The organism is Candidatus Marimicrobium litorale, assembly GCF_026262645.1.
GTDB classification, from domain to species: domain Bacteria; phylum Pseudomonadota; class Gammaproteobacteria; order Pseudomonadales; family Halieaceae; genus Marimicrobium; species Marimicrobium litorale.
Window position 1 is genome coordinate 397,050 of record NZ_SHNO01000001.1, and the last position, 15,532, is coordinate 412,581.

Annotated in this window: 10 protein-coding genes; 3 read left to right on the forward strand and 7 right to left on the reverse strand. The window is 55.5% G+C overall.

Features of this window, described 5'->3' with window-relative positions; translation table 11 throughout:
* Positions 1 to 41: 41 nt before the first annotated feature.
* Positions 42 to 3,107: an efflux RND transporter permease subunit gene (locus EYC82_RS01840; protein ID WP_279247851.1), complete on the reverse strand. Its 3,066-nt coding sequence runs from the start codon at positions 3,105 to 3,107 to the stop codon at positions 42 to 44.
* The gene (locus EYC82_RS01845; protein WP_279247852.1) at positions 3,107 to 4,174 is read right to left on the reverse strand and encodes an efflux RND transporter periplasmic adaptor subunit; all 1,068 of its coding nucleotides are present in this window, start codon (positions 4,172 to 4,174) and stop codon (positions 3,107 to 3,109) included. Before EYC82_RS01845 ends, EYC82_RS01840 begins: the two co-directional genes overlap by 1 nt.
* Positions 4,175 to 4,428: 254 nt before the next feature.
* Between EYC82_RS01845 and EYC82_RS01850 the strand changes: the two genes are divergently transcribed.
* Positions 4,429 to 6,066, forward strand: a complete 1,638-nt coding sequence (locus EYC82_RS01850) for a DUF3336 domain-containing protein (protein ID WP_279247853.1) — start codon at positions 4,429 to 4,431, stop codon at positions 6,064 to 6,066.
* Positions 6,067 to 6,083: 17 nt separating this feature from the next.
* Here EYC82_RS01850 and EYC82_RS01855 read toward each other — a convergent pair whose 3' ends face one another.
* The gene (locus EYC82_RS01855) at positions 6,084 to 7,001 is read right to left on the reverse strand and encodes a sterol desaturase family protein (protein WP_279247854.1); all 918 of its coding nucleotides are present in this window, start codon (positions 6,999 to 7,001) and stop codon (positions 6,084 to 6,086) included.
* Positions 7,002 to 7,112: 111 nt separating this feature from the next.
* On the opposite strand from EYC82_RS01855, the gene EYC82_RS01860 reads away from it, so the two are divergent.
* On the forward strand, positions 7,113 to 8,150 hold the full coding sequence (locus EYC82_RS01860; protein ID WP_279247855.1) for an SGNH/GDSL hydrolase family protein: 1,038 nt from the start codon (positions 7,113 to 7,115) through the stop codon (positions 8,148 to 8,150).
* 8 nt (positions 8,151 to 8,158) lie between these two features.
* Here EYC82_RS01860 and EYC82_RS01865 read toward each other — a convergent pair whose 3' ends face one another.
* The 4 genes from EYC82_RS01865 to EYC82_RS01880 all read right to left on the reverse strand — a co-directional run bounded on the left by EYC82_RS01865 (position 8,159) and on the right by EYC82_RS01880 (position 12,692).
* Positions 8,159 to 9,382 (reverse strand): acyl-CoA dehydrogenase family protein, encoded by a 1,224-nt coding sequence (locus EYC82_RS01865; protein WP_279247856.1) that lies wholly within the window; start codon positions 9,380 to 9,382, stop codon positions 8,159 to 8,161.
* 199 nt (positions 9,383 to 9,581) lie between these two features.
* The gene (locus EYC82_RS01870; protein ID WP_279247857.1) at positions 9,582 to 10,817 is read right to left on the reverse strand and encodes an acetyl-CoA C-acetyltransferase; all 1,236 of its coding nucleotides are present in this window, start codon (positions 10,815 to 10,817) and stop codon (positions 9,582 to 9,584) included.
* Between the two features lie 25 nt (positions 10,818 to 10,842).
* Positions 10,843 to 11,607, reverse strand: a complete 765-nt coding sequence (locus tag EYC82_RS01875; protein ID WP_279247858.1) for a crotonase/enoyl-CoA hydratase family protein — start codon at positions 11,605 to 11,607, stop codon at positions 10,843 to 10,845.
* 62 nt (positions 11,608 to 11,669) lie between these two features.
* Positions 11,670 to 12,692: a phosphotransferase family protein gene (locus EYC82_RS01880; RefSeq protein WP_279247859.1), complete on the reverse strand. Its 1,023-nt coding sequence runs from the start codon at positions 12,690 to 12,692 to the stop codon at positions 11,670 to 11,672.
* A gap of 322 nt (positions 12,693 to 13,014) precedes the next feature.
* On the opposite strand from EYC82_RS01880, the gene EYC82_RS01885 reads away from it, so the two are divergent.
* The gene (locus EYC82_RS01885; protein ID WP_279247860.1) at positions 13,015 to 15,516 is read left to right on the forward strand and encodes a monooxygenase; all 2,502 of its coding nucleotides are present in this window, start codon (positions 13,015 to 13,017) and stop codon (positions 15,514 to 15,516) included.
* The last annotated feature ends 16 nt before the right edge of the window (positions 15,517 to 15,532 follow it).

Below are 15,532 nucleotides of genomic sequence, written 5' to 3' on the forward strand. Positions count from 1 at the left end.
GCGCAGATTTCAGGTCAGGCACAGTTCTCTTGGAGAAAGCGTCACAAGGTCTGGGGCTTCGGCAGGGGTATTTCATTCTCCTTCGTCGCTGAGGCGGCCTTGCCCTTGCGAGTGAGTGGCAGGTAAAAAACCGGTATGACAAAAAGCGTAAACAAGGTTCCCACCATCATGCCGGCGGTAATCATCAGGCCAATACTGAAGCGGCTGTTGGCGCCGGGACCGGAGGCGATGACCAGCGGCCATACCCCCATCACCGTGGCAAATGTGGTCATCAGAATAGGCCGTAATCGCAATGACGCCGCTTCGAGAATGGCGTTGCGCCGAGATAATCCCTTCGAGGTAAGTTGATTGGCAAACTCCACGATCAAAATACCGTGCTTGCTGATCAAGCCGATCAAAGTCAGCAGGCCGATCTGGGTGTAGATATTGAGTGTTGCGAAGCCCAATGCGATCGGGACTGCGGCGCCAAAGATAGATAGGGGTACACTCAGCAGCACGACGAAGGGGTCGCGGAAGCTGTTGAACTGGGCAGCCAGCACGAGGAATATCAGCACCAGTGAAAGGGCAAACAGAATCGGGAAGGAGGCCGTCTCCTGCATGAAGCGGTGGGACGCGCCGGTGTAGCCTACGCGAAACCCCCGGGGCGCAATTTCCGCCATTTTGTCCTCCAGGAATGCCAGCCCTGTACCCAGGCTGTTGGGGGGCATCATCATGCCCTGAATAGTCGTGCTGTTCAGCTGCTGGTACTGGGTTAGCTGGTTTGGCTCGACTATCGATTCCAGCGTGATGAAGGCGGAAAGCGGAACGAGGTCATCGCTGGCGGTGCGCACGTAGTACTTTTCCAGCTCCCGCTTGGTCAGCCTGAACCCGCGGCCTGCTTGTGGGATTACCTTGTAGGAGCGGCCGTTAAGATTGAATCTATTGATCTCTGCTTCGCCGAGCATGACCGACAGGGTAGTGCCAATATCCTGCATGGAGATACCCAGCCGTGCCGCCAACTCACGGTCGATATTGACCTTCACCTCCGGTCGGTCGAAATCCAGTGTCTGATTAACAAAGATGAACAGGCCTGACTCCGTCGCTGCGCGAACCAGTTCCTCTCCCACCCGTCTGACCTGGCGATAGTCTCCAGTCGATGCGACCACGAAACTGACAGGCAGGCCCGCGTCGAAACCGGGTAGAGGAGGCGTGCCGAAGGAAAACATATTCATGCCGGCGATTTTGCTGATTTTCTTCTGGAATTCGGCTTGCACTTCCTGCTGGCTGCGCTCCCGTTCTGACCATGGGTGCAGCGTGATACCGCCAAAATTGTTGCTGGGAAACATAACCTGCCAAGAATGACTGAACTCGGGAATACCCTTCCAGATTTCGACGACCTCGGCGAGGAAGTAGTCGATATACTCTATATTGGCGTAGCGCGGAGCTGAGCCCGTCACATAGATGCCTCCAGTATCCTCTTCAGGTGCCAGTTCTTGCTGTGACAGCGTAAACAGCAGGGGCAGGCTGGCGAGGATGACCGCCGCGAACAGTATTACCGCGCCACGGTTGTTCAGAGAGTGATGCAGCAGTGTTCGGTAGCGCCCGTTGAGCCACTCGAAACGGGCATCGAGCCAGTCCGCCAGTCGCCCCTGATGATCACGATCCTTGAGCACCCGGGAGCACATCATTGGGCTCAGTGTAAGAGCGACCACACCGGAAACCAGTACCGCACCAGCCAGAGATAAGGCGAATTCGCTGAACAGCGCGCCGGTGAGTCCGCCGATGAAAGCGATGGGAGCGTATACCGCCGCCAGCGTCAATGTCATGGCCATCACGGGCAAAGCCACCTCTCGGGCACCAATCAGCGCGGCATCGCGGGGTTTCTCGCCGGATTCGATGTGTCGATGGACGTTTTCGACCACCACGATGGCATCATCCACTACCAGGCCGATAGCAATGACCATGGCCAGCAGTGTCAGCAAGTTGAGTGAAAAGCCCATCGCAAGGATTAGAAAAACGACGCCAATCAGGGACAGCGGGATAGCGACGAGAGGGATCAGTACCACTCGGAAAGAGCCGAGGAAAAGGTAGATGACCAGTATGACGATGATGCTGGCTTCCAGCAGGGTTTGAAGCACTTCCTTGAGTGCTTCGTCGATTACCAGGCTGCCGTCCCAGTCGAGAAATAACGCCATGTCCGCAGGGAGGTTTTCACGGATTCGTGGCAGTGCGTCGTGAACTTCCCTGGACACATCCAGCGGGTTGGCATCGGGTGTTGGAGATATTGACATGAACACGGCGTCGCGGCCGCTGGACTCGGTGCGCAGTTGGGTGGTCTCGGCGGAAAGTTCGACGTCTGCCACGTCCCCCAGGCGGACGCGGTCCTCGCCCACCTGACGTACTACCATATCCTCGAACTCGGCCGCGGTCTTCATGTCCGTGCGTGCATCAACAGTGGCCCGCACAAGGTTGCCTTCCGTTGCGCCAGAGGTGGAAACATAATTGTCTCTGCGAATGGCGTTGCTCACATCGTTCGCAGTGACGCCAAAGGCGGCCATCCGGATCGGGTCAAGCCAGATACGCATGGCGAGGAATCGTCCGAAAATTCTCGCCTTGCCTACGCCTTCCAGAGTGGCTAATTCGGGCTGGACATTACGTACCAGGTAGTCGGTGATCTGGTAGGGGGTCATTTGTCCGCTGTAAAACGCGAGGTACATCATGGCATCACCGCCGGAGGCTGTGGTCACGACAGGTTCCTCGATATCCCTGGGCAGGTTGCCCCGAGCCTCGTTGACCTTGGCAATCACCTCCGATAGGACATGACTGCTGTTTTCTCCCAAGCGCACATGCACCTGTATCTCCGAATAGCCCGGGTTACTCTCAGATGACATATATTCGACGCCCCTGGCGCCGGCTACGCTGATTTGCAGCGGAGTCGTGACAAAGCCCTGCACAGTGCGGGCGCTGGCGCCGGGGTAGACGGTCTCGATAGAGATAACACTGCGTTCCAGCTCGGGGAACTCTCGCAGATTCACCCTGGAAAGCGAGGTGCCGCCAAGCAACAACAACAGACTGCTGACGACAATGGCGAGGACCGGGCGCTGGATAAAATGATCAGTGAATCGCATTACAGTTTCACATCGTCATCGATGGTGACGCGCGCTCCCCTGTAGAGTTTATTCTGCCCTGCCGTAACGATCCATTCGCTGCTGAGTAATCCGTCGAGAATGGCTATCTGGCCGTCTCGCGTGGCGCCTGTTTGTACTACCCGCGGGTTGGCGGTTGTCTGGCCTTTGCTCTGTGTCAGTACATAAACAGTATTGCCGTGCAAAGAATAGCTCACAGCAGTTTCAGGCACTGTCACCACTCTGGTTGGTTGATCCAGATCTATCACGAGATGGGCGAACATGCCCGGCAGCAGGCCGTCGCTCTCGTCGATGATGGCGCGCAGTAGCAGGTTGCGAGTACTGCTATCGACGCTGGCGTCTAACGCACTCAATGTAGCGTTAAACGTTTTTTCAGGAAAAGCCGACACGGTGAGTTGGATTTTCAGTCCCGCCCGCAGGCTAGGAACATACCGGTCTGGTACTGAAAAATCGACTTCCAGTTCGCTGAGGTCCTGAAGATTGGTGATAGGCGTACCTGACTCAATATAGTCACCAACCTTAATCTTGATAATGCCCGTGGTGCCGTCAAAGGGCGCAATAATCCGCTTGTGGTCGAGTTGTGCATCGGTTTCAGCTAGCTGTGCTATCGCGCTATTGAGCTGCGCGACGGAGCGGTCGTACTGAGTTTGTGGAATAGACTTTTTCTTGATCAGGCTGGAGTCACGCTCGTAAAGTTGGCGCGCAAGTTTCAGGTTGGCTTCCTGCCGCTTGCGGTGGGCCCGCTCCCGGTTGTCATTGAGTGAGAGGATGTGCTGCCCGTCCTTGACCTGCTCTCCAGATTTCACGCTGATACTCATTACCTCGCCGCTGGACTCGGCGCTCAGTTGCGCACCCCGGGTGGCGCGCAGAGTCCCTACCGCCTCGAGCTCTGACGGCCAAATGGCCGCTCTCGCGGTAGCTGCGGCAATCGTAATCGGGGGCGGCGTGAAATCTGTGGCGGCCAGCGTGGAATACTTGTCATACAGGTAGCCCGAAATGCCGCCGAAAATCAGGAGTAACAGCAGGATGACAAACACGTACGCACGCAAAGCCTGGCTCCTCTCATTTATCTGGATCAAAATAGGTGAAGGATTAGCGGGCATTCTAAGTGCTTTGCAAGGCTGGCGCACTACCATCGTTCAAATTGTGCCGGAACTGGGCGGTATCTCCCAAGTTTGCGGCAAGCGGCCCAGCCGATAATTGCCGTTGCTCGGCGCTCTCCGTGATGCTGGTCGGGCTGCGGTAATTGGCTTATGCTAGGGGCGATAGCAGGGGCTATCCGGCCAGATAGGAGCGCAGTCTTTTGAGAAACGCACGCAAACTCAAACGTACCGAAGAGCAGATGGACAGGGCATCCACCTACGAGCAGTGGAGTAGCGCTGCCCGCGAGCACGATGAGCTTTCCGGGCAGGCGCGCTGGCGCCAGGTGGACCAGACAAGTCAGTACGATTATGCACAGATCCGCTTGCGGCTGGACAAGCTCCGCAGTCTTCGCTCGCGACATGATTATCAAGGGCTCATGTTTACCCTCAACGAGGGGATTCACGGCAATATGGGAGGGATGGGGCGCCATTCGTTGTATACGCGAGCGAAATTCGGCACCAAATACCTCATCGAACAATATATTGCCGAGGTAGAGGATTCGCTGCGCTTTATCGCGGAGCTGGACAGCGAGGAAATCAGTGAACAGGAAAAGCTTGATTTCTTCTATCGCGCCAATATTTGTTTCGGACGTTCTGCGCTGATGCTGAGCGGCGGCGGAGTGCTGGGTTTTTACCACCTTGGGGTCGTCAAGACCCTACTGGACGAGGGCCTTTTGCCAAGGGTTATATCCGGCTCCAGTGCCGGTTCTATTGTCGCTGGCGCACTGGGTACTCACACGGACCCTGAGTTGGAGAAGTTTTATGATCCGGCCAATATACTGACCGAAGCCCGCAGCGAAGCCGGCACGTTTTTGCGCATGTTTTTCGGGGCTAATCCGCAAATTGATGTGAGGGACCTGGAGGAGCTCATCGCTAGAATGATCCCCGACCTCACCTTCCAGGAGGCTTACGAAAAGACAGGGCGGCAGATCAGTATCTCAATCGCGCCGGCGGAGGTGCACCAGCGTTCTCGTTTGCTCAACGCCATTACCTCGCCCAACGTATTTATTCGCTCTGCTGTGATGGCATCTTGTGCTGTGCCCGGAGTCTTTCCACCTGTAACTCTCATGGCGAAAAATCAGCATGACGAGGCGCAACCCTACCTGCCCACCAGGCGTTGGGTGGATGGCTCCATTGCCGATGACCTGCCTGCCAAGCGTTTGCAGCGCCTTTACAGCACCAATCATTTTATAGTCAGCATGGTAAACCCTATCGCCATACCGTTCCTGAAGAACGACGGGGACCGCAATGCCATGGTTTCTGCTCTGGGTGGCCTTGGCGTCGGTGTAGGTCGTGAAATACTCAATTTTTACCGTGGTATGGTGCAGAAGCGGGGGGAGAGCTGGCCACGATTCAACCTGCTGATGAACAGTGTGCATGCCCTGGTTGATCAAGAGTACAGTGGCGACATTAATATTGTGCCCAGCTTTAACTGGTACAACCCTGCCAAGTTGTTGTCGCACCTCTCCGAGAAGGACCTGCTCGACCTGATGGAAGGGGGTCAGCGTTCAGCGTATCCGGTGGTTGAAGCCATTCGCAGCTGTACGCTGATCAGTCGCACAATGGAAGAGATTCTGCATCGCTTCGAGCATGGTGATCTGCGTCCCGACTCCGCAGAGTATCATCGTCCGCGCACATCCCGGCGACGTCCGCCGCCAATACGTGCCGATGGAATGGGTAAGTCAGATAAGGGCAAGCCCCGTGCTCGCAAGAAAACTGCAACGGTCAAAAAAGGCTCTGCCACGCGTAAGGCGGCCAAGAGAAAACCTGGTAGCGGTGGGTCGAAAAAAGCGGCCTGACAGACGATGTGTATCGCCTAGCGTCTCGCTAACTCGACGTCTGCGGTTGTCTCAGCGCGCCCTGCAGCAGCGGTCGTAGAGATTGAATAGTGATCATCCAACCCTGGCTTCCAGCCGGGGGGGTTGGTCCATAGCTGTTTTACTCTTATCAGCGACCGCGTCCTGACGGTATCTTTTAGCAGACTGAGCCACTCCGTGAACGCGATTCGAATCGGGTTATAGGTGCCGATATTGTTAATGAGGCCGTAGCGCACCGGGGCAACCTCCGGCTCAAAGGTCCCAAACAGGCGATCCCAGATGATCAGGAGATTGGCATAGTTTTTATCGATATACTCCGGGTTGGAGCCATGATGAGCGCGGTGATGAGAAGGGGTAGTGAAAAACCACTCCAGCGGCGCGGGCAGTTTACGTATGGTTTCTGTATGCGTCCAGAAACCATAGATGGTTGCGACAGCCCCGGCGCTTGCGATCACAAGTGGATGAAAGCCCAGCAGAGGCAGTGGCCAGTAAAACAGAACAATGGTCAACGGCCCGGTCGGTGATTGACGCAGAGCGGTGCCATAGTTCATCTGTTCGCTGGAATGATGAACCACGTGTGCGCACCATAGGAACCGCACCCGGTGTGAGCAGCGGTGATACCAGTAAAAGCAAAAGTCCAGAACGATGAGCGTAAAAATCCACTGCAGCGGCCCGTTGTCCAGTTCGAATAGCCTGAACTGATAGAGGAAAAAATACAGCCCGACAATCGCCCCCTGGGCGCCCAACTTGACCACAATGTTCATAGATAGCTGCGACATCGACGCGGCGAAGTCCCTCCCCACATAAACCTGTTGGCCACGCCACGCGCTGAAGATCGCCTCGGTCAGTATGAGAAGGGCAAATATCGGCAGAGCGTAGGTGATCAAGTCCATGCGCAGATGATAACCAAGGCGCATCAATCGCGCAAAAAAAGTTGTTTTCCTGGGGGTTCACTCATCGCTGGGACCGAAATTCTGGCTCCCCATTAATTTTTGTTACTATAGAGAATCAAGCCGCATGGATCTGCTATGAAAAATTTCCTGCTAGGGGTGCTGTCAATCATCATTGCGCTATTTTTCCTGTTTATTTTGGGAGAGCTTGTTGCGCGCGCATACTTTGCCTACGACGAGCAGAGCCAAAGCGAAAAGCTTTTTAGCAGCCTCACTCTGGACGACGAACTGGGTTGGCGGCCCTCATCAAATTACAGGTTCTCTGGTAAATTACGGGACGCCAGCGGAGAGCTATACCCTGTGGAGTTGTCTACTGACTCTCAGGGGTTCAGGAGTTACGGCAACCCGGAGGCAGACGAGCGTAAAAAAGTTCTGTTTCTTGGCGATTCCTTCACGCAGGCTATGCAGGTTTCTGACGACAAGACCTACTACGCGCTTCTGGGTGAAGCGATGGATATCGAGGTTTTTGCTTATGGCGTGGACGGTTATGGCAGTTTGCAAGAGTACATGGTGCTCGACAAGTATGTAGATGAGATAAAGCCTGATGCCGTCATCATTCAGTTTTGTCCTAATGACATAATCAACAACCATCCTGATCTGGAGAGGCGCAGCAATTTCAATCGCATGGGCTTGCGTCGTCCTTATTTGGTCGATGGTGAAGTGGTTTATACTACGGCCGCCAGTGTTCCGCGCTTGCGTCAGTTCGCTGCCAGCTACTCAAAACTGCTTTATACCGTTATCCGAAAAATCGATCGCCTTACTGCAAATCGACACACATCGATAGAGCGGGTCGTGCGGGAGGAGGGTATGAATAATCCTCTGTTTCGTGAATCGCTGGAGGTGATCGATCAGGTGTTGGCAAAGGTGATGGCGCGCGTGCCTGAAGGAACAGACGTGTTTGCTTTTTCATCTCACTGGGGCAGACCCTACCATCCAGCATTCATTGAGGTAGCAGAGAAAAACGGTATCCGCTTCATCAATGGCAATGGGCGGGGTCTGGACATGGCAGAGAAGAAGGGTGTGACTATCAAGGCTGCAGACACCGCACACTGGAACAATGAGGGGCACCGTATTGTTGCCAATACGCTACAGCGCTATCTTGAAAAAATTTGGTAGGAGGCGGGCTATTGACCCGCGTAACGTTTGATAACGGCCTTGCCTAGCGCCATCTGGTGCACCTGATCCGGCCCATCGGCCTGACGACACCAGCGCGCATAGTTGAACGCCTCGGCCATCGGGTAGTCCTCGGTCAATCCGCCGGCGCCGTGCATTTGCATACAGCGATCGATAACCGTTTGTGCCATCAGCGGAACGCTGACCTTGCTGGCGGCAATCAGGTCCATGGCTTCCTTTGCTCCGACTTCGTCCATTTTCTGGCAGGTCTTAAGCACCAGCAGGCGCATCATCTCGATCTCCGAGAAGCTCTTGGCAATATCCTCTCGTACGGATTGATGCTGGCTCAACGTGCGGCCAAAGGTGGTGCGCTCCTCAACTCTTTTGCAGGTCATCTCAAGGGAGCGTTGTGCCGATCCGATAAGGCGCATGCAGTGGTGAATGCGACCCGGACCGAGTCGCCCTTGTGCGATCTCGAAGCCACGCCCCTCGCCCAGTAGGACATTTTCGAGTGGAACGCGCACGTTTTCGAATACAAGCTCCGCATGTCCAAGCGGGGCGTCATCGTAGCCCAGTGTGGTGAGTGGACGAATGATGCTGAGACCGGGTGTCTCCTTCGGCACCAGTACCTGGGTTTGTTGCTTGTGTCGGCTCGGATTTTCTGGATCAGACTTGCCCATGACAATAAATATTTTACAGCGTTCATAGAGAGCGCCTGTAATAAACCACTTGCGCCCGTTGAGTACCCACTCATCTTCTTCTTGCGTGATACTCAGTTCGATGTTGGTCGCGTCGGAAGAGGCAACCTGCGGCTCTGTCATGGCATATGAGGAACGGATATCGCCATTCAGTAACGGCCTTAACCACCTGTCCTGTTGCGCTTCGGTTGCGTACTTCATAAACACTTCCATGTTGCCCGTGTCCGGCGCATTGCAGTTGAAGACTTCAGGGGACCACAGCACGCGGCCCATGATCTCGGCTAGAGGTGCATAATCAAGGTTGCTCAGGCCGCCGTGATCGCTGAATTGTGCTAATGATGGGGGAATATACAGGTTCCATAAGCCGGCAGTCTTCGCCTTTTCTTTTAGCTCATCCATAATGGGCAAGGGCGAAAAGCGGTTTTCCGCACTGTGTAATTGCTGCGCGTATTCTCTCTCGCGGGGATAAATATGCTCGTCCATAAACACGCTGAGTTGAGCTTGATATTGTCGGGATTTCTCGCTGAATTCAGACATGGGTAGGTCTCTATCTGGTGCTGCGCGGGTGATACGCAGGTTATGTATGAGTCGCTTGCTGCGGTCGATGTGATGAGAGCAACAAGCGCACTGTACGTGTGGAAAGTGCGCTGTAGCCGCGGCAGGGTGAGTGCTCGCTCGTGTGTCCAGTGAAGTCTGGCAGCGGCGATTGATCAGCGACCAATCGCCGGGCTGATTGCTAGATACGCTCAATAATGATGGCGGGCGCCATTCCTCCGGCGGCACACATCGTCACAAGACCAAACTGTTGGTCACGCCGCTCCAGTTCATCCAACAGGGTGCCGATGAGCAGTGAGCCCGTCGCGCCGATCGGATGGCCGAGGGCCATGGCGCCGCCGTTGACGTTGACCCTGTCACGGGGTAGGTCAAGGTCGCGGATAAACTTTTCTGCGACTACGGCGAATGCTTCGTTGATTTCAAAAAGATCGATGTCGCTTAGCGACATGCCGGCCTTTTTTAGTACTTTGTGCGCGGCGGGCACCGGTGCATTGAGCATTAAAGTAGGGCAGTCGCCCATGTTGCACATCGCTTTGATACGCGCTCGCGGCTTCATGCCGTGTGCTTTTGCGTAGTCTGGCGAGGCGAGCAGAACAGCGCCCGCGCCATCAACCACGCCGGATGAGTTGCCTGCATGATGTACGTGAGTGATCTCAAGATCAGGGTATTTTTGATGCACCATGGCGCGATAGGTAACGCCTGAATCATCCAGTGGATAGTCAGCTATGGCGGCAAAAGAGGGCTGTAGCCCCGCCAGTCCCTCGGCAGTGGTCTGCGGCCTTGGGAATTCTTCCTTATCAAGCGCAAGCGTGCCATCTGTGGAATAGACCGGTACAAGGCTCTTGTCAAAATGCCCGTTGTCTATGGCATTCTTGGCATTGTTCTGAGATACCAATGCCAGCGCATCCAGAGCGACACGATCGATTCCCTCAAGTGTGGCGATAGCATCGGCGCATACGCCCTGGTGAGGCTGTGGATGCATGTCACGTAGAGCGAGATTGCCGTTGTCCATGAAGGGGCTCATAGCCGCGCCTTCCTCGCCGTAAATAGACATCATCTCTGCGCCGCCGCCGATCACGAGATCTTCTGTGCCGGACATGATGCTCATTGCGGCGAGGTTGACTGAAGTGATACCCGAGCCGCAGAAGCGATCCAGTGTCATGCCGCTGGAGCGAATGTCATAGCCTGCTTCCAGGGCGGACATGCGAGCCAGGTCGCCGCTCTGGCGGCCGCGTTGCGAACTGGTTCCGAAGATGACGTCGTCGACAGCGGCGGTATCCAGCTTATTGCGCTCGGCAATCGCTTTTAAGACTGTTGCGCCCAGGTGCTGCGGGTGCTGGTCGGCTAACGAGCCTTTACCTTTTTTGCCGATGCCTCGCGGGGTGCGGCAGTGATCAATAATCCAGGCTTCTGACATGGTGCTACTCCTCTTTAGTATATGCTTACTTGCCTTTCCAGTTCGGCGCGCGTTTTTCTGCGAAGGCAACTGAGCCCTCGATAGCATCCTCGCTGCCGAAAACCGGCATAACCAGCTCCTGCTGCTTGGCCCACATTTCCGCTGATGACCAGTCTCCGGATTCCAGTATGACCTGTTTACTGACGGCGACGGCCAAGGGGCCATTTGAGACGATGCGGCCAGCCAGCGCCTTTGCAGCTTCGAGCGCGGTACCTGCGGGTACGACTTCATTCACCAGTCCCATCTCGGCCGCCCTTTGGGCAGAAATGAAATCGCCAGTGAGAGCCATTTCCATAGCGAGGCGGGGCGGAATCTGCCGGGGCAGTTTCATCAGGCCACCGGCTGCCGCCGCCAGTCCGCGTTTCACTTCGGGTATCCCGAACTTGGCATTGTCCGCAGTAACGATAAGGTCACAAGAGATAGCAAGCTCCAGTCCACCTGCGAGGGCATAGCCTTCCACGGCTGCAATCAGAGGCTTGCGCGGTGTGGCCTCGGTTAAACCGGCGAAACCGCGCCCCTCCACCGTGGGCATCTCGCCACTGACGAAAGCTTTCAGGTCCATGCCGGCGCAAAAGGTGCCGCCAGCGCCGGTGATAATGGCTACACTGATAGCGTCGTTGCTATCCAGTTCATCCATTGCAGCAGCGACGCCCTCGGCCAGCGCCCGATTGGCTGCGTTCTTGGCTTTGGGGCGGTTGAGAGTGACGGTCATGATGCCGTCGGCTATGTCTACCAGTACTTCATCACTCATGGCGGTGTATCCTTTAACGGTTTATTGAATGGATTGCCCATCGGTAGACGGGCCTCGTGAATCTAGTCGATTAATGTTACGGCGATACCGGCCAGGCCTTTGACGCCGTCTGAATTTGAATGGGCGTCCGCGCTGGAGGCAGTGCCTATCTGTGCTCTCTTGACGATGCCCTGCATAATAGCCGCGAGTCGGAATAGAGAAAAGACGAGGTAGAAATTCCAGTTCTCGATTCCGTCCCTGCCGGTGCGCTCGCAATATCGCGCGATGTATTCCTCATCGGTGGGAATCCCCAGTGATGTGCGGTCCACGCCGGCAAGGCCCTTGATGCGCCCCTCGCTCGGCAGCATCCAGGCCATGCATTGATTGGCAAGATCGGCCAGCGGGTGGCCGAGAGTGGACAGCTCCCAGTCAAGCAGCGCAATAACCTCAGGTTGGCTAGGGTGGAACATCATGTTGTCCAGTCGGTAGTCGCCGTGAACCAGACTGAGGGTACCATCATCTTCGGGCATCTCTTGCTCGAGCCATGTCATCAGCGTCTCCATGGAAGCGATGTGCTCGGTTTCTGATGCACGATATTGCTTGCCCCATCGACTCAGTTGGCGCTCAAAATAGTTGCCGGGACGTCCATAGTCTGACAGGCCCACCGCATCGATATCGACATTGTGCAGTGCTGCCATAGTTTTGTTCATTGCATCGTAGATCGCGGCGCGTTCCGCGTTGTCGGAAGCCTCTGGCAGTTGTGGGTCCCAGAGAATACGCCCCTCCTTATACTCCATGACATAGAACATCGAACCGATGACTGAATCGTCCTCGCACAGCACATGTGTGTTGGGCACCGGCACATCAGTATCGCGCAGGGCGCTGATGACGCGGAATTCCCTGTCTACCGCGTGGGCGGATTTCAGCAGTTCACCGGGCGGTTTGCGGCGCAGTACGTAGGGTTGCCCGTTGGCGTCGAACAATTTGAAGGTAGGGTTGGATTGCCCCCCATCAAATTTTTCCGCTGTTAGAGGACCGGTGAAGCTGGGTATTGTGCGCTGCAGATAATCACTGAGACTCTTTATATCCATATTTTGCGTATTCATACGTTGGTATATTTCCTGGTTCTGTAGGGCTCTCAGAGGTGCTGCCAGAGTCTGTGCCGAGGCTGGTTGGGGAACAATGACAGTCGCAAACAAATAAATAGACCCTAACTGACAAGCGAGGCGGGGAGTATGGGGTAGTTGGGGGGACAATGCACCTGCCCCCGGGCTATCCAGCCCATTTCGTTTGCTTGTATATCGTCATTTGTCATGGTTTCATGATGGCTGCGCGTTTCCTCACGAAAAGGGGGTGGTGCGGGCACCCTCTCGGTTTTCACGGGGGTGCAGAAGAATACGATACAAACACTGCGTTTCGGAGTGGGCAATGCCAGTCGCATCAGTAATCAAATGCAAGTTTTTCGCACTGGCGGCGGTTGTCCTCGTTAGTGCCTGTGGCGGTTCGGGGTCCGGGTCAGACGTTAGTGTCTCTGCGGCGGCTCTGAATGCCGGGGGGGCGAGTGACAGTCTTGGCTATCACTCCGATGCGAGGCCTATTATTGACTCCCGCTGTGTCACCTGCCACAGCAAAGATAGCGTCGCACCATTTTCTCTCGATGGATACGCTGCAGTTTCGTCAAAACGCTCAGCTCTGGCATATTCACTCGAGTCGGGCTCAATGCCGCCGCCGGGATTTGCGGCGCTCACGGATGCGGAGCGCGATTTGTTACTGCGCTGGCTTGGCGATGGTGCGCCCGAGGGCGACATTACGGCTCCGCGAACTAGCACACCTTACACCTACCATGGGCATGTCCGGAAAATCATAGACGAGCGCTGTGCCAATTGCCACACGCCAGGCGAGATAGCGCCTTTCAGCCTTAATGATTATCAGAGTGTCTATGCCGTTCGCGCTGCGATAGCGCACCAGGTTAAAGTACGCGCCATGCCGCCATGGCCGCCAACACCCCATTATATGCCGTTAAAAAATAGCCGCGCTCTGGATGAGCAGGAGCGCGCTGTGTTGATGTCATGGCTGGAGGGAGGGGCACCCGAGGGTAGCCCAAACGACTATGTGACCGAGCGAAATGAACCTCCCACTATTGATTACAACTTGACGGTAACATTGAACGAACCCTACACACCGACAGAAATACCGGATGAATATCGCTGCCTTGTTATGGATTGGCCGCTCGAGGAAACGGTCTATGTTGACGCCGTTGCCATGGTGCCGGACGCTCGTGAGGAAGTGCATCATGTTATCGCCGTCGTGGTAGACCCTGAGAAACTAGGGCCAATACTTGAAGCGGATGGTGCAGATGGTAAGCCCGGTTTTCCCTGCTGGGGCGCACCGTCACCAGAGGGTAACCTGGTGCCACCACGGACATTAACGGTCTGGGCGCCGGGCATGACGGCGGGTTATTTGCCCGAAGGCACAGGAGTGCGCATTGATCCCGGCTCGAAAATCGTTATGCAAATGCACTACAACACCTCCAACACCGACCCCGTACCGGATCAGTCCAGCATAAACATCCACTATGTAGAGTCTGTTGAGAGGGAGGCAGTGACACTGTTTTTTCTGAACGTGGACTGGTACGGCTCAGGCGGTATGCCGATCCCGGCTGATGACCCCCATGTGACACACCAGCATACGGGTCATTTTGGCTTCCTGATGGGTTTCTCCGATGCAGGCAGTGTGGGTGTATCCGAGGATGAACCCTTCGCGATACACAGTGCGTTCATGCATCAACATGTCCTCGGTAAATCCACTTCTATCGAACTGCTGCGCGAGGATGGTACAGAGTTGATGCTGGTGGATATCCGCGACTGGGATTTTGACTGGCAGGATGAGTACGTGTTCGAGGAAGAGGTCATTATGTACCCCGAGGACAGGCTGCGGCTTACCTGCACCTGGGATAATTCTGCCCCGAAACAGCAGTTCGTGGACGGCAAGCAGTTGGAGCCCCGTTATGTAGAGTTCGGGGAGGGCACCTACGATGAAATGTGCGTGAACTACTTTTACGTGACCCGGGCGAAGCCGTCAGACCTTGAGAGTTATCAGGATTTTCCGCCAACGGTGGCGTTTAGCCAGCCCACTGCGGGTCAGGTATTCGCTCCCGGGGATTACGTGCCCATTGAGCTCTTGATTAACGCACTTCAATTGCAGGAGCCATCTGCCGGGCATGTGTTGCATGGCCATAGCGACACCGACGAGCACGCGAAGCGACATCGCACTGGCCACTACCACCTCTATATGGATTCAGAAGACGACAGCGCCGATCACCTTACGCGATGGGAAAGCTCTACTTTTTATCAGCTGCCCGGCGACATTACTCCCGGGGAGCATACCTTTCGGGTCAGTTTGCGGGATGATAACCACGAACCACTGGGGGTCGAGAGTCGGGTGACAATCAACGTGACAGATTTAGCCGCTAATCAGGGTCAGCGGCGCGAGTCACTCGTGGACGTAAACGCTTGGCAGCCTCGGTCTGCAACAGATGACTCGCTGGCGAGCCATCGGCCGGACCAGGTCAATTGTCCCCCTAATGCGTGGTATGAAGAGGATGGTGCCCTGGAGGTGGAGACGGGCTACTGTAATTATCTATCGCTGGTACAAACTTCCCAAGTGGCGGTCAGTTCGGGCGACATGCTGCACCTGGTACTTTGGCACGGCCAGTTGAATAATGCAGAGCCCGCAGAAGCCCATGTGGCAGTTTCAATCGCCGGGCAGCGGGTGTTCGAGTGGCAAGTGGATATCCCCAGTAAGGGAGGTATTTATGATGTAGAGGTGCCCTCTCCGGTAACCGTGGCAGAGGGCGACGAGGTGGAGTTCCATCTCCACAATCATGGATACAATACCTGGACTCTGTTATCCCTCGAAGCCAAACTATAAATCGGGTGCTGATCGG